The following is a 17,416-nucleotide window of genomic DNA, read 5'->3' as shown; positions in this document are numbered from 1 at the left end:
CGATTGGATTCCGAGGAATCTGTTTCAATCACCGGAGAGAATCTGTGAGTACTTCGACTGAAAAAGCTACGAACAACCAAGTCATGCTGGGCGCCGACATTATGATCGAATCGCTGGTACGACATGGCGTAGAAGTACTCTTTGCTTACCCGGGCGGTTGCAGCATGCCGCTACACCAGGCGTTGACCCGCTACAAGGACAAGATCCGCACGATCTTGCCACGTCACGAACAAGGTGGTTGCTTCGCGGCCCAGGGCATCGCTCGTACGACCGGTAAGGTCGGTGTGGCCATGGCTACCAGCGGTCCAGGTGCCACCAATCTGGTGACCGCGATTGCCGACGCCAAGCTCGACAGCATTCCGCTGGTCGCGATCAGCGCCCAGGTGCCTCGCGCCGTCATCGGTAGCGACGCCTTCCAGGAAACGCCGATCGTTGAAGTTTGTCGTGGTATTACCAAGCATCACTACCTGGTGACCGACATCAAAGATCTGTGTCGGATCATGAAGGAAGCTTTCCACATTGCCACGACCGGACGTCCTGGTCCTGTGCTGATCGACATTCCGAAGGACGTTCAGCTGGAACAGTGTGTGCCTGACTGGGACTGCAAGATGAACCTGCCGGGCTACAACATCCAGCCTCGTCTGGCCAAGCCAGAACAGATTCGTCAGGTCGCAGCCGCCATCAAGCGAGCCAAACGCCCGGTGATCTACGCCGGTGGTGGTGTGATCACGTCCGGTGCTTCGGAAGAGCTGCGTGAGTTGGTCAAGAAGACAGGCATTCCGATCACCATGACCGTGATGGGCCTGGGCGCTTACCCGAACGCCGATCCGCTGTCGCTCGACATGCTGGGCATGCATGGTACCGTTTACGCCAACCTGGCGGTGAGCGAGTGCGACTTGCTGATCGGTTTAGGCGTTCGTTTCGACGACCGCGTCACCGGCAAGCTGACGGAATTCGCCAAGGACGCCAAGATCGTTCACATCGATATCGATCCGAGCGAACTGAACAAGAACAAGCAGGCTCATATTCCGATCGTCAGCGATCTGAAGCCTGCCTTGCAGATGCTGAACGAAGTGGTCGAAGCTCCTGAAGACATCTCGGACTGGGTTGCCCATTGCCAGAAGATGAAGAAGGACGATCCGTTGACCTACAACAAAGAGTTCGAAGGCATTCTGCAGCAGCACGCCATTGCCGAGCTGTCGCGTTTGACCCAGGATCGCGAAACGATCATCTCGGTCGGCGTTGGTCAGCACCAGATGTGGGCTGCCCAGTTCTATCAGTTCAAGAAGCCACGCACGTGGCTGTCGAGCAGCGGTCTGGGAACGATGGGCTTCGGTCTTCCGGCAGCCATGGGTGCCCAGGCAGCCAACCCCAATGCCCTATGCATCGACATCGAAGGGGACGGCAGTTTCCAGATGAACATCCAGGAACTGGCGACCTGCTTCTGCGAAAAGCTGCCAGTCAAGGTTCTGTTGGTGAACAACCAACACTTGGGTATGGTGGTGCAGTGGGAAGACCGCTTCATGGCTGGTAATCGTGCTCACACCTACCTCGGCCCAATCGATCACGATGAATGGGAAGGCAAGGGTAACGACATTTACCCAGTCGAACGCTACCCAGATTTCGTTCAGATCGCGAAGGGCTACGGCTGCGGTGCGGCAACGATCAGCAAGAAGAGCGAGTTGATCCCAGCTCTGGAAGAGATGATCAACTACGACGGTCCTTACGTGCTGGACGTGGCCGTTCCTTACCAGGAACATGTTCTGCCGATGATCCCAAGCGGCATGACCGTCAAAGAGATGATCAAGTCGTAGTCGACGAGTTGATCGTCCATCAAGAAATGCCAACGGGGAACGAGCAATCGTTCCCCGTTTTGCTGCGCGGCCATCAGAAGTGGATGGCCGGTTGTCGCATCTTGCTCGCGCCGATTACAGCTTCGGAATCGGCACTTTCTTGTCGCTCTTGCGACGACGGGTATCGAAGTAGTACGGACGCAGGCCAGAGCCGAAGCCGCGTTTGACTTCCCAGGCAGCTCGCGTTGCCCATGGGGTTCCGGCGTATTCTTTGGTTACGAAGGTGAGAAGTTCCTTCGCCCGATCGGCGTCGTCCTGCGTCTTGTCGGCGGCGACCAGTTTCGAGTTCGTTCGTAGTTCCCAGCCGCGGAACTCCATGTAAGGTTCACGCTTCGGATCGGGCGGAGTTGGGTTCTTCAGGAACATCTCGCTGCTGACGACATACTCATAGGCTCGACAGCGGTAGGCATACAGCTGCCCGAGCATCAGGTCGTAGTTTGCTTGCCAGCGCAGCGAGGTCGACGCATCACGCAGGTCGCGGTTCTTTTCGAGAACCTTGATTGCCTTGTCGAGATATTGCCCGTATGGGATCACGTCGGCTTGTTCTTTGCGAACCTGCTTGGCCATTTCGTCGGGATCTTTGCTGTACCAATGGCGAATGGTCAGCACTTCCTTGCGGTCTTCCTGGAATGGATTCAGGTCGTACACAACATTCGTTACCAGGCTCTTCAGGGCGTCTCCCTTGATCTCGGCAACCTGGGCGGCGCGAGGTCGCAGGTCAGGGCGATAGAAGTCCATCGTCTTGGCGTCGTACTTGCGGTCGGTGACGTAGTGGATGTCGTCCTCTTGCCCTGGCAGCATGAAGAAGCGGCCACCTGTTTCTTTGGCCAGACGGACTTGTTCGTACGGACCAAACCCGCTGGTCATCGCATCCCAGCGTTTGCCATAGCCATCGGTTTGAAGCTGTTCGACGTAGGCCGTTTCGGGCCCGCGATCGATCCTCAGCAGATGCATTTCACCACTGAATGGGTGACGCCATTCGTAGTGGGCATAGGGATAGCCAAACATCGCTTCGCGCCCCATCACGAACAAGCGGCAGTCCATTTGCTGTGCCATCTTGATGGCGTTTTCGAGCTGGGCACCGTTATCATTCATGTTGCCGCTTTCGTCGGTGACCATGATCAACGCCACCTTACGATCGGCGATCTGGGCATACTTACGATGCCGCGACAAGGCTTCCATCACAGCGGAACAGGCCATCTCTTCGCCAGACTGATCGATCTGAATCGCATCGATCGCCGACTGAATTTCAGAAAGGTTGGAAGTGGGGGCCTGGGTGAGTTGCTGGAAGCCTTGGCCGTAACTGGTTACCGCTGTGGTCAACACGTCGCCCTGGCCTTCTTCCGTCAGGCCGATCTCGGTGTAGACACGACCGATGCGTTCGCGGATTCGCTGCTGGTCATCCTTCATGCTTTCCGACTGGTCGAAGAGCCAGATCACTAGAACCTTGTTCTTTGACATCATCCAGATCAGTTCCTGGGTGATCTGGTCCATCGCTTCCTGATAGTTCGAGACCACTTCCTGAGCCGAGCCGATCGTGCCAGAGGGAATCTCGCGGATGAGCGAATCGCTGTCGGTTGAGATCATGGCGATGTCGGATAGCTCGACGCGAACCGTCTCGGTCGGATCGAGGGCCTCTTGCTGCAGGACCGGGGCCGACATCGAAGCGATCGCTTCTCCGGCCATGCCCATTTCCGACACCGGCATGCTGGCGGTCGCCATCTCGGTCGAGACGACGTCGAGCTGGTCGAGTTCGATCTCGAACGTATCCAGGTCTTGGACCATGTCCGGCTCGATAACCGTGATCAGCGGTTGCGTGCGTTGTTGGCTGGTCAGCGTGAACATCGCCAACACCATGATCAACGCAAAGTGAAAGATGAATGACGTCAGGAACGCGGCCGAATGGTAGGCCGAGTGAGCCAAACGCTTCAGTAGCCCGCGCGGAGCTTCGTCGTAGGTTTCGATTTGGGGAATGGATTGGCTGTCCGAAGCAGGCAATTGCTGCGAGGGGAGTGGTTGCATGGGTCGGCCAAATGGGAAGAGGTTCGTCGAGCCAAGAAATTACAAAAAGCATCAAGCAAAATGCATTCCATTACCCATTGTGGCCGATAGGACCCGCAAATGCGACAAGAAAATGCCCTGAATGGGGAGTTTGGCGTGTCAATTCAGGTGACATGTATGCCGCTTGAATCGACATGCTAAAGGTAGCCAAAAGCTCGCAGAGCAGTGTCGACTTGTGCTTCAACCTGGGCCTTGGGGGCGCGGTGGGCTTTGCCGAACAGGGCACTTAAATGATGGCGAGCCAACGCCGCACCTAAGACGGTCGAGCTCCACTGTTCGTAGTCTTCGACCTTCGGGCCGATGCCTGCGTCGGCTGCCTGGCGAATCGCCTCTTTCAAAAACTGTCGCCCCTTCGAGATCACCCGTTGATGGAAGTCGTGGGCCAGCTTCGGTGTCCGTTCCGCTTCGGCGATCAACAGTCGTGTCAGACGGATCTGGCGGGGTGAGAGGATAAACGTGACCATCGCCAGCAAGCGTCGCCGGAGTTCTTCAGCTGGTGGAAGGAGAGGGGGCGCTTCTGGATTCTCCCAGGGGCAATCACCCAGCGAACCGACGACACCTTCGAACAGACTCTCTTTATCAGGGAAGAGGGCGTATAGAGTCTTCTTCGACATGCCAGCCAGGCGAGCGATCTCTTCCATGGTGGCCGCTCCATAGCCGATGGTGGTGAATGCCTCTTCGGCTGCCCGCAACAAGAGCTGCGATCGCTCTTCTTCCGAGTAAACCGGCGGGCGACCTGGTTTAGAGCGAGACGTCGATGTGGAAGATCGCAGGGGCATTGGCGTTGACTTTTAGGTAGCTAAGCAATACGGTTCTATTTAAGAAACGATACCGTTTCCAAATGACAAAGACAAGTTCTTTCCCTTGAAGTCGCCATGCAATCCTCGAGCCCGACCGAAACTCCTCCGCAGCTTTCACCTTGGCTGATCGCGCCTGTGCTGGGTGTGCTCGGGGCGTTGGGGCCGATGTCGATTGATCTTTATCTGCCTGGGATGCCGCAGATTGTCGAGTCGCTGCGGATTGATGAAGGAACCGGCCAGCTTAGCCTGATGACTTTCCTCGGCGGGCTGATGCTGGGGCAATTGTTTTATGGACCGACATCCGATCGATTGGGACGGAAGCCGATGATCTTTGTCGGTCTGGTTCTCTTCACGATCGCTTCGCTGGGATGTGCCTTCGTGCAAACCGGAGAGCAACTGCTCTTGCTGCGTTTCATCCAAGGCCTGGGCGGGGCAATTGGACGAGTCGTGGGAATGGCGGTGGTGCGTGATTTGTACCGTGGCAAAACGGCGGCGATGCTGGTGGCCATGATGATGCTGGTGCTGGGGCTGGCGCCGATCGTCGCACCTCTGATCGGCTCGGCTATTTTGCTGGTGGCACCTTGGCAATGGCTATTCGTTTTTCTTACCTTCTTCGGCCTGGCATGCATTGTGATGGTGGCGGTTGCCTTGCCGGAAACGCGATTGGAAGCCCAGCGTACGTCGAGCCATCCCTTGGTGGCGATTCGCAACTACGGCGGGCTGCTGCTCAGCCGACAATACATGCCGTACGTGGCGGCTCTTTCTCTGGCCCAGGCAGGCTTCTACGCATACCTCACCGGATCGTCGTTCATCTTCATCAACCTGTATGGACTGTCGCCGACGATGTATAGCGTGCTCTTTGCTACCAATGCGGTTGGGCTGCTCATCGGAGCTCAGATTGCTCCGCGGTTGATCGGGCGTTTCCAGGCAGAGAACATCGTCCGTTCCGGATTGGTTGCGTACACGATGGCCGCCATGTTGCTGGTCACCTTACAACTGACCGGTGCACTGAATGTCGTTCTGCTTTCGGTCTTGCTCTTCATGATCATCGTTTCGCTGGCGTTCGTGATGCCGATTGCTGCGGTGTTAGCATTGGAATCGCAAGGCAAGATCGCAGGCACAGCCGCCGCGATGCTTGGGGCGTGTCAGTTTGGTTTCGGCACGGTCGCGGCCCTGGTGATTGGCCTGACGGCGAACGGCACCGCGATGCCCATGGTCATGGTGATCGGACTGAGTAGCCTGGCAGCGATTTCGATCGCGTTCCTCACCTTCCCCGGTACTGAAGAAACGTGCCTGCAGGAAGAGGCGGCCTAGATCGCGCGTTTGCTGTCGGCTTTGACAATGATCGTGCGAATCTCTGGGATCAAGTTCGCGGATCAGGCTGGCGTTGGCCGATTTTCGGCTTCATCATTAGAGGTCAGCCGATCTTCATGGGGCAGAGCCATCGCGAACATTTACCGGGCGGATCGTTCCGGTTCTATCAATTTTTCGCCCCGACACCGGGTTAATTGCCATGCCCGCCTTAGCGAGTTAGGATTAATTTCCCTATTCTTCATTCACCAACCCAATTTCTCTGCCCCCTGGAGATCCCGCCCATGCGTTTTTCCCCCCTCAGCCTCGCACTCGCTCTATGCGCGGCGATTGCCGCCCCAGTTGTTGCCGACGATGTGAAAAAGACGATTGGCGAGATCGAACGTCTCGATCCAGCATTCGACAAGTTGGTTGCCCCTGATGCCAAGATCGAAGTTCTGGCTGATGGATTCGAGTGGTCGGAAGGACCTGTCTGGGCTCCGGAAGGGTATTTGCTGTTCAGCGACATTCCCAACAATCGGATCGTTAAGTACAAGCCGGGCAAGGGAACCGACGTCTTCATGCAGCCTGCTGGATACACTGGCATGCCGAAGTTTGAAGGTCAGGAACCAGGCACCAACGGTCTGGCATTCTCGCCGGAAGGTAACCTGACGATGTGCTGCCACGGCGATCGCAACATTACGCAGATCGTCGATGGCGAACGCAAGGTGCTGGTTTCGCACTACGAAGGAAAGCGACTCAACAGCCCGAACGATCTGATCTTTCACGCCAATGGCGATCTTTACTTCACCGATCCTCCTTACGGCTTGCCCGGCGGGTTGAACGGCAAAGAAGCCGAGCTCGACTACTGCGGCGTCTATCGGTTGGCGAAGGATGGCAAGTTGACGCTGCTCACCAAGGAATGCCCACGCCCCAACGGCATCGCATTGTCGCCAGATGGCAGCACGCTGTACGTGGCCGACTCGCAGGAATGTTTCGTCAAAGCATTTCCGATCCAAGAGGACGGCAAGCTGGGCGAGTCCAAGAAGGTTTATGATGCCGCCGAGTGGAAGGGCAAGCGTCCTGGAAGCTGCGATGGTTTGAAGGTCGATACCGACGGCACGCTGTGGATCACGGCCCCAGGCGGCGTGGTTGTTGTCACTGCCGACGGGAAACAATTGGGACGAATTAGCACTGGCGAGCGAACCGCGAACTGTGCATTTGGTCCTGATGGTACGTTGTACATGACTGCAGATATGTACCTGTGCCGCGTAAAGACGACCGCCAAGGGAACGATCGGTTCCGAGTAGGCATACCTGCCATAGGGTCTGCTGGGCGGACGGGAAGTGGATTGGTACGCTGTAACTGTACCATCCAGTTTCTTGCGCCACCGACAGACCCTGTGCCATGCCTGCTGCCCGACAAACGACCGGTATTCCTAAACTCGACGACCATCTTGGGGGCGGGCTGATTCCTGGCACGTTGACTCTGGTTATCGGAGCAACCGGAATCGGCAAAACCCAAATGGGTGTTCATTTCGCTCATGCCGGTCAGGCTGTCGATGGTCACAAAGGGGTGTTCTTCGATATGAGCACCCGGGGCGATTCGCAAAGCCATGTCGAATACGCCGACCGGATGTTCGGGTGGAAACCGGTCGCGGCTAACTCGAACCAGGTGCCCGAGCTCGACAACTTCTTCGAGACCGAATTGACCCGCGGCGAAATGCTGCACGTCTTCGACTATCAGGGCAAACGGGTCTCGCGGCGCGATATGGACTGGGACGAACTCGGTCACTGGCAGCGTCAGATCAACGAGAAGCTCGCTACGACGATTGGCTTTCTGTATGGCAACTTCGCTCATGGTTGCCGCCGGGTGGTGATCGATGGCCTGGAACCAGTCGACGTGCCTGCCGAATCGATTCAGATCGAATTGTTCGAGTACGTCTACCACCAGGTGCTGCGAAAAGACCCGATGTGGGTGGCTCGCGACTTGTTCCGGCAGACGTTCCGTAAGAACAGCGAGATGGCCGAAAAGCATTGTTATGCAACGGAAGAAATCGGCTGCATGATGCTACAGACGTCCAAAGAAGCGATGCTCGATCAATTGATCTCGCGAAACCTGGACGAGGGAGACCTGATCAGCGGTGCGAATACCGTGATCTATATGGGAAAGATCCTCGACGGAACGAAGATCCGCCGAGCGATCTATATCAGCAAGCATCGTGGCAGCGCCGCGACCGACGAGATTATCCCGTACCACATCGACGACGCTGGCATTCAGATCGATGGCTAACCGAGCGAACTACATCCCGCCTCGGGAGGCGTCCGAGTGGTGCTTGGCTTGCTCTGCTTTCTCGATGTACACCGGATCGCGAGTCACCTCAAAAGCCTTTTGGTAGGTGACGCTCAAAGCGGTGAAGTTGAACGGATCACCTGGCTCGAGCTGGCAGGCCGTTTCGGCGTGATAGCAAGCCTCGGCAAACTGGTTCAAGTTGCCGTAAGTGACGGCCAGGGCCATGTGCGAGAGAACGTGTTCTGGTTTCTCGGCCAGGACCGCTTTGAATTTCTCGATCGCTTCCTCGTATTTCCCTTCGTCTCGCAGCTTTTCGCCTTCGCTGTAAAGGGTAGACGTATCAGACATGGTCTCACATTCGTGGTAAAAGACGCAAAATGGGCTTGGGAACGTGCCTAGATTATATGGAAACGCCCCCGATTTGACACGACCCCGGACAGCTACCTCTTCCTGGGACTGCTAAGATTGACCGTGCTGGCACAGCATTGCTATCGCAATTTAGAGCGGAAGTCCGTAGCAAATAATTGGTTTCGATCGATCGGGCTAGACAGATTTTACCGATATAGCTTATCTAGGAGCGTTGACGCGCGGATCAGACAGCCAGGATGGCCTCTTTTCCTCGTCGCCCTGGAATCGCAATACCCATCTTCGACCTTCAGCAAAAGGATTTGCTGTGACTCAGATCCACCCTTCCGCAATCGTTCATGCTACCGCGGAAATCGGCCACGATGTCACGATCGGACCGTTCTGCGTCATTGAAGAAAACACGAAAGTCGGGGATGGATGCCAGATTAACTCCTTTGCGTCGATCAAAAAGGGGACCACTCTGGGGGCCAACAACAAGGTCCATGAACACGCCGTCATCGGCGGACCTCCTCAGCATCTTCGCGCTGGGGTGGAGCTGGGGGAAGTCATTATTGGTACGGGCAATGTCTTCCGAGAGTTCGTTACCGTTCATCGCGGTTTGGCTCCTGGCAAGAATACCGTCATCGGCGACAACAACCTGCTGATGGTCCAGGCCCATGTCGGCCACGACACCATCATTGGTAGCAACACGATCATCACCAACAACGTCATGTTGGGTGGCCACGTCGTCATCGAAGACCGAGCCTACGTCAGTGGTGCCGTCGCTGTGCACCAGTTCTGCCGTGTCGGCCGAAACGCCATGGTTGGCGGTCAGGCCCACGTCGTTCAGGACGTCGCACCGTTCGTCACGGTCGATGGTTGCAGCAGTCTGGTCGTTGGTTTGAACACGATTGGTTTGAAGCGAAGCGGCTATTCGCCGGAACAGCTTTCGGAACTGAAGCGAGCTTACCGAATCATCTTCCGCTCGAACTTGACCAACCGCGAAGCCCTGGAGCGGGTTCGACGCGAGTTCCCTCAGAGCCCCGCGTTGCACTTCGCGACCTTCCTGGCCGATAGTGAACGTGGCTTCATTCAGGGACGCAGCCGCGGTCGTGGTATGGATGTCAGTCGTCCACAACTTCGCGTTCTGTCGGACGAGAAAGACAACGCAGCCGATTCCAATCGTCGCGCTGGTTAAGAAGGCCTTGCAGGCAACGTCTCATTTGCTTGCTGTCACCCATTCGCTTTGCTAGTTTGGCCAAAGAGTGTTTCTTATTCTTTGAGGCCACACGATGCGCAACCATTCCTTATCGAGCTACACCGGTTTCAGCTTCATGGTGTGCCTGGTGTTTGGGATGGGGCTATCGCTTGCGGTATTGTCGCCGCCTCTTGGAATAGGCTTCTTATTGGGTTGGGCGTTGCCCAGCCTGCTGCTCGCCGTGTTAACCATTGCCCGGCACTCAGACGACATGCCCCTGCCATGGGAAGATCAGATCATCGCCGTCGTGGTATCGTTCGTCCTGCAGATCCCTCTTTGGATCGTGGCGAACTTCATCGGGTTTACGTTCGGCGGATTGGTATTCGATCTGGCGGTCGGAAGAGCGGAAGCGGCTTCGATCGAGCCGCTTCCTCAGATGACCTTGAATTTGCTCTGTTGGGCTGGGACGACTTTCGCGACTTATTGCTGCCTGTTCATCGGGCTGCTCGCCTGGGGGCGTGTTGGGATCTACAACGATGATCCCAACAGCAAACAGACCAGCATTCGCGACGCGAAAGCCATTCATCATCCGTTCTAGACGGACTAACGGGCGCGTTCGACCTTGAAGTCGATGACGTTGGGCCCATCTTGGACTTCGGCCTTTAAGGGAGACTGCCCCTGGTTGGCGAACTTCTGATGGATCGGCGAGCTTTGACCGTAGTCGCTGCTGCCAATGACGGTCACTTCGTAACGTCCCTTCGGGGCACCATCGGTTTCCGAAAACGTGCCTAGCTCGTAGGTACCGTCTTCCTTGATGTAGCCGATCGAGCTCGAGTTCTCGTCGAGCGACGCGAAGACGATCGTCCCACCCTTGATCGGCGTGCCATCTTCAAAGGTAACCGTACCGGTGACTTGTTCCGTCGCACCGTTCGAGCCGCTACAGCCAACCAGGCCCAGCATCGTCACAGCACAACACAAAGAGACGATCGACAAAAACAAAACTCGCATGGTGGACATTCCTTCTAGTTCCTACGGGATGGGGGACTAAAGGCGGCTAACGCTCGGAAGTGTTGCCGCCCGTATCTGTCAAATGCCAGCGACCAGAAATGACTATTGGTCGTAGTTGTTCACGCGGCCGTCACGGCGGTCTGCCATGAGCAAGGTGAACTCTGGATTGACGTTGTTGGCAACGTTTCGCACGCTACCGTCACCCATCAGGAACTGGCTGATGCCAGGGTGGAAGCTGCCCATGCTCTTGCGATATTCGCCCGACGTGATGTTCGGGCTACGAAGGAGTGGGAACTTGGAATTTCGGATGATCATCCAGGTCTTCCAGTCGTCGATGTGCCAGTAGTACATCGTGCCGTCACCCACGTTGGCGTGGCGATTCAGCGAGCTGATAGGAACGTACTTTTCGCCCAGGATCGAAGTGTTCGACAATCCGTCGGTGATGCTGGCGAAGTTGGTTTGCGACTTCCAGCCGGTCAAACGGCCGCCGCTATCGACGTTGCCACCCTTGGCCAGAACCAATGCACTGTAGTGCAGGGCAGGGGTCGCGTTATCGGCGTCCAAACGGTCGCATTCGTTGGTGCTTTCGCGGTTGCCGGTGATGCAGTAGTCGGTCGCGGCACCTAGTTCCGAGATCTGCGAACCACTACGACGGCTGGGGCACAGCAGGCCTGGAACACCAGCGGCATCAGTTTTGATAAAGGTGTTGTTGGCCCCGGAGGTCATCGGCAACGCCAGGTCGAGCTGGTCGACGACGTTCTTCTGTTCCAGGTAAGGCATGATCAGCGGGAAGAAGCTGGCATATTCATTTCGCAGAGCCGCTGGCGGAAGCGAATTGAACGTGTCGTGAAAATTGTGGAAGGTGAGGCCGAGTTGCTTGAGATTGTTGCTGCACTGCATACGCCGAGCGGCTTCACGGGCTTGCTGAACGGCAGGCAACAGAAGAGCGATTAACACGCCGATGATGGCGATCACGACCAAGAGCTCGACCAACGTAAAGCCCTTACGGACTACATGATGGGACTTCATCGATACCTCGAGTGATTAGATGAGAAGGGGACAGGGTACCTAGCGTAAAATAAGAAGCTAGGAAATTAATTCGCAATGAATCGTAACCAGCACTTGTCGAGGAGGCAAGCTAAGGTGCGCCGAGATCGCGTAAACCCGCGTGCTTAGGGAGATAAGCGGCCTTAGATAGCAGGATCGCGAACAGAAACAGGTCTCAGGAAGCTCGCCAAGGAACTTATTTCGATCCCTGAAAGGATGGGGTGATCGCACCTGAAATGGTGGTTATTTGGGACAAATCTAAGCCATACATCATGGTGTTGTAGTCGTAGCGGGGGGTAGGCGATTTTGTTGAAGAAAATTGTTGAGTGTAGGTGCCATCAAAGAAAATCATTCGTCCACCATCCTGGTCGAGGAAATCGTGCTGAACCGGGTTATAGAAGGTGTAATGGTCGTGCGTGACGATCTTCACAGCCTTCGACCACTGCCCTGGCAACGTATTGGAGGTCAGGAAGTAAACCTCACCGAGGTTCGACGACTCGCCATAGATTTCATTCGCGATCATCACCCAACAGTCGAGGTAATTGTTCCAGCGAACCGAGCCCCGATGTAATACGATGTTCCGGCCAGTTTGGTAATCGACCGTTTGAATCCAGGCTTCTTCTGGCTTGATCTTGCCTAGCTCGATCAGTTGTCGCTGCTGCTCGGTACCAACCAGGTCGGTATTCTTTCGCCAGGCATAATGCAGCTTGCCATTCGCGTCGCGAGTCAGTGCCGGGTTCCTCAGGTCGAGGTCGGAACCTGGTTCGAGGCAGGTCCAAGCTTCATACTGCGTCGGATCGAGGACCGCGTCCCAGCGAGCCGCGACACGGATCAGCGGGTAGGGCGTGGCGAAGTAGATGTATTCCTGGCCATCGTCGATGTGGTGGAATGATTGTCCGCACGGGTAGAGTCGGGCCGGTTCTTCGAAGCGAGTGACCTGATCGAACTGCTCGGTCGACTCGTTGAACATCGCGATCCCTGCCCGGCGTTCTTTGCCGAGGCCTTCGCGAATTGAATAGTGCGTGAGGATCTTCGTTTGCCCGTTAGGGGCGGCAACGGTGCAGATGCCATGCATCCAGATCACGGTGCCGGGGATATCATTCACAAACATCGGTTTGCTGAATCCATCCTGGTCGACCAGGTATTGTTGATCAATTCCAATCGATGGATCCATTCCACCCTTGCTTGGTAGCTTGGACCAGGCGCCTGAGGTGGCAAAGTTGCCCAGGGGATAAGAGGGACGAGTCGTATCACCCCAGGTCCACAAGATGCGATCCCCAAGTTGGATCGCCTGGGTGGAGTCTTGGCCCATCACTTCGCCGTTGAGGTTGGCGTGCTCCCAGGGAACCGGTTTGCCAAGCTTCACGCTGTGATGGAATTGCCCCTGACCAGTGATGCGATAGAGTCGCTCCGCCAGGTTTTGCCGCTGAATCTTGATGATTCCAGTTTCGCCCGGTCGGACATTGAAGGCCTGTCCCCGGTTTCCGAAACCATCGGCAGGAACGGAGTAGCCGTGTGATTTCACGGAGAAATAGACCCGTTGGTCCATCAGCCCAGGTTCGTCGAAGGCGACCCAGCCGGCGTTGTCAGTGATCAGGCGGATCTCGTTGGTAGTCGTTAGTTCGACCAGGGGAACGCCGCGCCCGGTTTGTTCGTCGATGACCTGAATACCGAAGGGAGCCGACGTGGGAGGATCGATTGTCTGAGCGGAGAGGACGGTATGGATGAGCCACGCCAATAGAAGCGAGGCCAGGATCATCGTCCAGCGCGTGGGAGAACGAGACATGGGATAGCTGCTTGGATGGAAGGGAACCGACACGATTCTGTCGAATGCATGTCAGGTGGTGGGATCAGTGGGGAAGGGAGTTTTGATCAGTGAGTTTTATGATAACGGGTTTCCCCAGACTTTGGCCAGAGAATAAAATGTTCGGCTGATCGAGCGGGCGCGCAACCAAACGAAACGACTTCGCTAGTTTCGCCTTCCTTTGTCCAACCAGTGGGCCACCAAGTCGTTGGAAGTCGCCAAATCGCATTCTTCGATTCGCGTGTTCGTTAGGACCTCCAGGATTTTCGTGGACACCATCTGCCCCTGAGTGCCTACGAAATTGCTTGCAATTGCCTGGGGCCGTCGTGAAGATGAGCACAGGGGACCATTCGGCGATGGATACCATTCGCCGAAAACCAGAAAGGTATTCTCGAGTGTTCGCACTAGCGTATGCAAGTTACAGCACCGTCGATGCAGGAAAGCTCGACCTGGATGGATTAGCAAGGGAAGCTGCGGTTAAAAACGCCGCGCTCGGGATCACCGGGTATCTCTGCTACGACCATGGCGTCTTTTTTCAGTATCTGGAAGGGGAGCGACAGGCCGTTCTCGAACTGATGGATTCGATCGAAAAAGACCCCCACCACGATGTGATCAACAAGGTTATGCTGGGCGAATCTGACCAGCGGGTATTTCCCGATTGGAGCATGCAGTACCTGAACCGAAGCGACCTCCGGCGTGTCGATTTGGAGCATGTATTGGAACATTCGCTGTTTCATATGGACTCGAAGCTATACGGCCGAGAGAACATCGTGGCCCTGATTCGGGCCCTGGCAGCGAACATTGCGGCTCGCCAGGCACACCTGAAAGCGGCTTGATTTTCCCTTAGGGTTTGCTGAGGGCAGCTTGCAGCGGTTTTTCTGGCGAATATTGGAATCAAGAACAAAATTTGGTCGCTGGGGTCCTTGATCAAATGGGGTCTGCGAGGCATAAATAGTTCTTTCCAGCACACAGCTTAGGCCGAAGTGGCGGAATTGGCAGACGCGCTAGGTTCAGGTCCTAGTGGGGGTTAACCCCGTGGAGGTTCAAGTCCTCTCTTCGGCACTCAATAAAAAAACCACGATGGTGATTCCATCGTGGTTTTTTCATGCGCTGAACTGGGCGAGCTTGCCCAGCTGGCTTAGTTCTCCGAGAACATCGCGTTGGTGCGATCGCCTCGCGAAAGCAGGTAAGCCATCAGGTCTTTGATTTCTTCTTCGGTGAAGTTATCGAGCAGCCCTTCCGGCATCATCGACGTTTCCGAAGGCATGATTTCGTCGACCTGATTGCGATTTACGTGCGTGATGGCGTTTGGATCAAGCATGTTGGTGTTGATCTGCATGTTGTCGCCGTTCAGGTTCACGATACGGCCAATCACCACGCGACCATCTTCGGTCAGCACCTTGATGGCCTGGTACTGATCGCTGACCTGCTTGCTGGGCAGGATCGTCGATTCCAGGATGTCACGTGGGCTGAAACGGCCGGCCAGTGCGGTCAGGTCAGGACCGATCGCACCACCCTGCTCGGCAAATCGGTGGCAGGCAAAGCAGTTCGCTTCGGCGAACAACTGCTGACCCTTGTCGAAGTTGCGACCCTTCAACGTGGCTGGATCGACAACGGTTGCCAGATCTTCCACGGTCCACTTCTTTACCAAGGTGCGAGGCTTTCCGCTAACGGTTGGCATGCTGGAATCTGGCTTGTGATCGAGGATCGAAGCCAAGGCCGCCTTACGTTCCGGCGAGAGGTTCTCGACAGCTTCCTTCTTAATGTCCTGAACGAACAGGTCAAAGCTGGCACCGCCACGGTAGTTGGCAGCCTTGTGGAACCAACGGAAGTAGCGTTCCTGAAGTTCGTCGTTCCAGCCAGCCTTCAGCAGGCGAAGGCTCTTAGCCAACTCGATCTGCTGTTCCTGGGTAGGAGCGGCTTCGAGCAGTTCCACCAGGCGTGGAGCGGCAACTGGCGATTGCAGACGAACCAGCAGTTCGGCCAGCATGCGGTTTTCTTCTGGCGAATCGGCCGGCAGCAGCGGTTCCAGCTTCTTCAGGTAGCGATCACGCACTTCGGCATCATCACCCATTCGCATCAAAACCAGGCCATAAGCCCGCAGCAGACCGAGCTTCTGCTGTTTGGTGGCTGAGGCATAATCGATCGTATCGAGCTTGTCGAGCAACTGGCCACGCAGCGAGTCGTCACCAACGCGGGCCAGAGCAATGGCCGTATCGATCACGGCACAGGTGTTATCCAGCGCGATCGCCTTGTCTTGCCACTTGGCCGGGTCTTGATGTTCCAGGGCGATGCGAGCCGCCTGACGGATGAAGCGATCTTCGTTGCCCAGGTTGGCCAGCGCCAGATCGATCCCGGCAGGATCTTTCGAGACGTGGTATTCCTCGAGCTGACGACGCAGTTTCATGGCATCGTTCAACCCTGCAGGAGCTGCGTCCTCGGTCTTTTCGCCGACGTAGGTTACGCGATACAGACCCGACTGGGTCTTACGACCACCGACGGTGAAGTACAGAGCCTTATCCTTCGGGCGAACGACGATGTCGGTCAACGGCAGCGGGGTGCCGGTGATGAACTCTTCAGGCGTCCCTTTGTAGGTCGCACCGTCCGCTTCGAGGTGCACGGCATACAGCTTGCCGTAGCTCCAGTCGCAAGCGTACAGAGCGTCTTGGTACTTCTGTGGGAAATCGGTGCCATATCCAAAGGCAACACCAGTCGGCGAACCAGGGCCGATGTCGACCAGGCCTGGGGTGCTGTCTTCGTAGTAGGCTGGCCACTTGCCGGAGCCGTTACGCCAGCCGAACTCGGCACCGCTCACAGCGTGGCAGATACGGGTTGGGCGATACCAAGGGGTATTCAAGTCCCATTCCATGTCGGCGTCGTAGGTGAACAATTCGCCGTCACGATTGAAGGCGGCGTCGTATTCATTGCGGAAACCAACGGCGAGCAGTTCCCACTCTTTGCCTTCTGGATCGATCTTGGCGATGTAGCCGCCGGGGGCCATCTTTTCTCGCATGAAGCCACGACCGTAAATACGTGGCAGTACCAAGTCTTCGTCCCAAACTTGAGGAACCCGCGACGAAGCGAATTCGGTCACGTTGGTCTGGTTACCACAGACGATCACCAGGTGTTCGCCATCAGGATGCAGCATCACGGCGTGCGGGCCATGTTCGCCACCACCACTCAGCTTGCGAAGCTGCGTCACTTTGTCGAGCTTGCCATCGCCATCGCTATCGGTCACGCGATGAAGTCCGCTGGGGAACTGTCCGCTGTTGACCACCACGTACAAGCTGTCGAACGCCCAGGTCAAACCTTGGGCCCCACCAATCTGAACATCGATCGGCGTAACCGTGACTTCTCCCTTTTGACCAGCATCGGGCACGGCGACGTTATATAGCTTGCCGTATTGATCGCACACGATCAGGTTGCCATCTGGGCCAACACACATGCTGACCCACGAACCCTCTTTGTCTTTAGGAACCGAGTAGAGCAGTTCCACCTGAAAGCCGTCGGCAACTTTGAAGTGAGAAGGATCGGTCGCAGTCGGTTCTTTTGCCTGGCTGAGATTGGTAAGGCAAAACGCAACTACCAAGGTGCTAAGGCAGCACCACACCGTTTTCATTGTCATCAGGAGGATTCTCGCGAGGTAGGCTTGGATGGTTTCGAGAAAAGTGTTTTGAGTAGGTTTTCGCAACCTGTTCTAGGATAACCTTAGCACTTT

The 17,416-nt window shown here is 56.1% G+C and carries 14 protein-coding genes and 1 tRNA gene; 8 read left to right on the top strand and 7 right to left on the bottom strand.

What is annotated here, in order from left to right; genetic code table 11:
• Positions 1-83 precede the first annotated feature (83 nt).
• The gene (gene ilvB / locus AB1L30_RS08890) at positions 84-1,814 is read left to right on the top strand and encodes a biosynthetic-type acetolactate synthase large subunit (RefSeq protein ID WP_367013576.1); all 1,731 of its coding nucleotides are present in this window, start codon (positions 84-86) and stop codon (positions 1,812-1,814) included.
• 114 nt (positions 1,815-1,928) lie between these two features.
• Here ilvB and AB1L30_RS08885 read toward each other — a convergent pair whose 3' ends face one another.
• Both AB1L30_RS08885 and AB1L30_RS08880 read right to left on the bottom strand, forming a co-directional pair.
• Entirely contained in the window at positions 1,929-3,875 is a 1,947-nt protein-coding gene (locus AB1L30_RS08885) for a vWA domain-containing protein (RefSeq protein ID WP_367013065.1), read from the bottom strand.
• Positions 3,876-4,051: 176 nt separating this feature from the next.
• A complete protein-coding gene (locus AB1L30_RS08880; protein ID WP_367013064.1) occupies positions 4,052-4,693 on the bottom strand; it encodes a TetR/AcrR family transcriptional regulator in 642 nt (213 codons plus the stop codon).
• Between the two features lie 96 nt (positions 4,694-4,789).
• On the opposite strand from AB1L30_RS08880, the gene AB1L30_RS08875 reads away from it, so the two are divergent.
• The 3 genes from AB1L30_RS08875 (at position 4,790) to AB1L30_RS08865 (ending at position 8,296) form a co-directional block, all read left to right on the top strand.
• Positions 4,790-6,028: a multidrug effflux MFS transporter gene (locus tag AB1L30_RS08875; protein ID WP_367013063.1), complete on the top strand. Its 1,239-nt coding sequence runs from the start codon at positions 4,790-4,792 to the stop codon at positions 6,026-6,028.
• Positions 6,029-6,309: 281 nt separating this feature from the next.
• On the top strand, positions 6,310-7,314 hold the full coding sequence (locus AB1L30_RS08870; protein WP_367013062.1) for an SMP-30/gluconolactonase/LRE family protein: 1,005 nt from the start codon (positions 6,310-6,312) through the stop codon (positions 7,312-7,314).
• 97 nt (positions 7,315-7,411) lie between these two features.
• Complete coding sequence (locus AB1L30_RS08865) at positions 7,412-8,296, top strand: ATPase domain-containing protein (RefSeq protein ID WP_367013061.1); 885 nt, start codon at positions 7,412-7,414, stop codon at positions 8,294-8,296.
• Positions 8,297-8,305: 9 nt separating this feature from the next.
• Here the strand turns inward: AB1L30_RS08865 and AB1L30_RS08860 are convergent, their stop codons facing one another.
• Entirely contained in the window at positions 8,306-8,644 is a 339-nt protein-coding gene (locus tag AB1L30_RS08860) for a tetratricopeptide repeat protein (RefSeq protein ID WP_345092359.1), read from the bottom strand.
• Between the two features lie 325 nt (positions 8,645-8,969).
• Here AB1L30_RS08860 and lpxA point away from each other — a divergent pair, with 325 nt between their 5' ends.
• Both lpxA and AB1L30_RS08850 read left to right on the top strand, forming a co-directional pair.
• Positions 8,970-9,839: an acyl-ACP--UDP-N-acetylglucosamine O-acyltransferase gene (gene lpxA / locus AB1L30_RS08855; protein WP_367013060.1), complete on the top strand. Its 870-nt coding sequence runs from the start codon at positions 8,970-8,972 to the stop codon at positions 9,837-9,839.
• Between the two features lie 94 nt (positions 9,840-9,933).
• Positions 9,934-10,437: a hypothetical protein gene (locus AB1L30_RS08850; RefSeq protein ID WP_367013059.1), complete on the top strand. Its 504-nt coding sequence runs from the start codon at positions 9,934-9,936 to the stop codon at positions 10,435-10,437.
• 5 nt (positions 10,438-10,442) lie between these two features.
• On the opposite strand, the gene AB1L30_RS08845 is transcribed toward AB1L30_RS08850, so the two are convergent.
• The 3 genes from AB1L30_RS08845 to AB1L30_RS08835 form a co-directional block, all read right to left on the bottom strand.
• On the bottom strand, positions 10,443-10,847 hold the full coding sequence (locus AB1L30_RS08845) for a carboxypeptidase-like regulatory domain-containing protein (protein WP_367013058.1): 405 nt from the start codon (positions 10,845-10,847) through the stop codon (positions 10,443-10,445).
• 102 nt (positions 10,848-10,949) lie between these two features.
• Complete coding sequence (locus AB1L30_RS08840) at positions 10,950-11,876, bottom strand: DUF1559 domain-containing protein (RefSeq protein WP_367013056.1); 927 nt, start codon at positions 11,874-11,876, stop codon at positions 10,950-10,952.
• A gap of 214 nt (positions 11,877-12,090) precedes the next feature.
• Positions 12,091-13,680 carry a hypothetical protein gene (locus tag AB1L30_RS08835; protein WP_367013055.1) on the bottom strand — a complete coding sequence of 530 codons (1,590 nt, stop codon included), beginning with the start codon at positions 13,678-13,680 and terminating at the stop codon, positions 12,091-12,093.
• A gap of 413 nt (positions 13,681-14,093) precedes the next feature.
• Here AB1L30_RS08835 and AB1L30_RS08830 point away from each other — a divergent pair, with 413 nt between their 5' ends.
• Together AB1L30_RS08830 and AB1L30_RS08825 are read left to right on the top strand one after the other, a co-directional pair.
• Positions 14,094-14,534, top strand: coding sequence for a BLUF domain-containing protein (locus AB1L30_RS08830; protein ID WP_367013054.1), 441 nt, complete (start codon positions 14,094-14,096; stop codon positions 14,532-14,534).
• A gap of 141 nt (positions 14,535-14,675) precedes the next feature.
• A tRNA-Leu gene (locus AB1L30_RS08825) sits at positions 14,676-14,760 on the top strand.
• A 76-nt stretch (positions 14,761-14,836) separates the two neighbouring features.
• On the opposite strand, the gene AB1L30_RS08820 is transcribed toward AB1L30_RS08825, so the two are convergent.
• Entirely contained in the window at positions 14,837-17,323 is a 2,487-nt protein-coding gene (locus tag AB1L30_RS08820) for a c-type cytochrome (RefSeq protein WP_367013053.1), read from the bottom strand.
• Between the last annotated feature and the right edge of the window lie 93 nt (positions 17,324-17,416).

It is taken from the genome of Bremerella sp. JC817, from assembly GCF_040718835.1.
Taxonomy (GTDB): domain Bacteria; phylum Planctomycetota; class Planctomycetia; order Pirellulales; family Pirellulaceae; genus Bremerella.
This window is presented reverse-complemented; position numbering and strand designations above follow the sequence as displayed.

Excerpts from the sequence above, each read along its gene's own strand:
- AB1L30_RS08860 (WP_345092359.1), bottom strand. The coding sequence starts at position 8,644 with ATGTCTGATACGTCTACCCTTTACAGCGAAGGCGAAAAGCTGCGAGAC.
- AB1L30_RS08870 (WP_367013062.1), top strand. The coding sequence starts at position 6,310 with ATGCGTTTTTCCCCCCTCAGCCTCGCACTCGCTCTATGCGCGGCGATT.
- AB1L30_RS08840 (WP_367013056.1), bottom strand. The coding sequence starts at position 11,876 with ATGAAGTCCCATCATGTAGTCCGTAAGGGCTTTACGTTGGTCGAGCTC.
- AB1L30_RS08880 (WP_367013064.1), bottom strand. The coding sequence starts at position 4,693 with ATGCCCCTGCGATCTTCCACATCGACGTCTCGCTCTAAACCAGGTCGC.
- AB1L30_RS08835 (WP_367013055.1), bottom strand. The coding sequence starts at position 13,680 with ATGTCTCGTTCTCCCACGCGCTGGACGATGATCCTGGCCTCGCTTCTA.
- AB1L30_RS08850 (WP_367013059.1), top strand. The coding sequence starts at position 9,934 with ATGCGCAACCATTCCTTATCGAGCTACACCGGTTTCAGCTTCATGGTG.
- AB1L30_RS08885 (WP_367013065.1), bottom strand. The coding sequence starts at position 3,875 with ATGCAACCACTCCCCTCGCAGCAATTGCCTGCTTCGGACAGCCAATCC.
- ilvB (WP_367013576.1), top strand. The coding sequence starts at position 84 with ATGCTGGGCGCCGACATTATGATCGAATCGCTGGTACGACATGGCGTA.
- AB1L30_RS08865 (WP_367013061.1), top strand. The coding sequence starts at position 7,412 with ATGCCTGCTGCCCGACAAACGACCGGTATTCCTAAACTCGACGACCAT.
- AB1L30_RS08875 (WP_367013063.1), top strand. The coding sequence starts at position 4,790 with ATGCAATCCTCGAGCCCGACCGAAACTCCTCCGCAGCTTTCACCTTGG.
- AB1L30_RS08845 (WP_367013058.1), bottom strand. The coding sequence starts at position 10,847 with ATGCGAGTTTTGTTTTTGTCGATCGTCTCTTTGTGTTGTGCTGTGACG.
- AB1L30_RS08820 (WP_367013053.1), bottom strand. The coding sequence starts at position 17,323 with ATGACAATGAAAACGGTGTGGTGCTGCCTTAGCACCTTGGTAGTTGCG.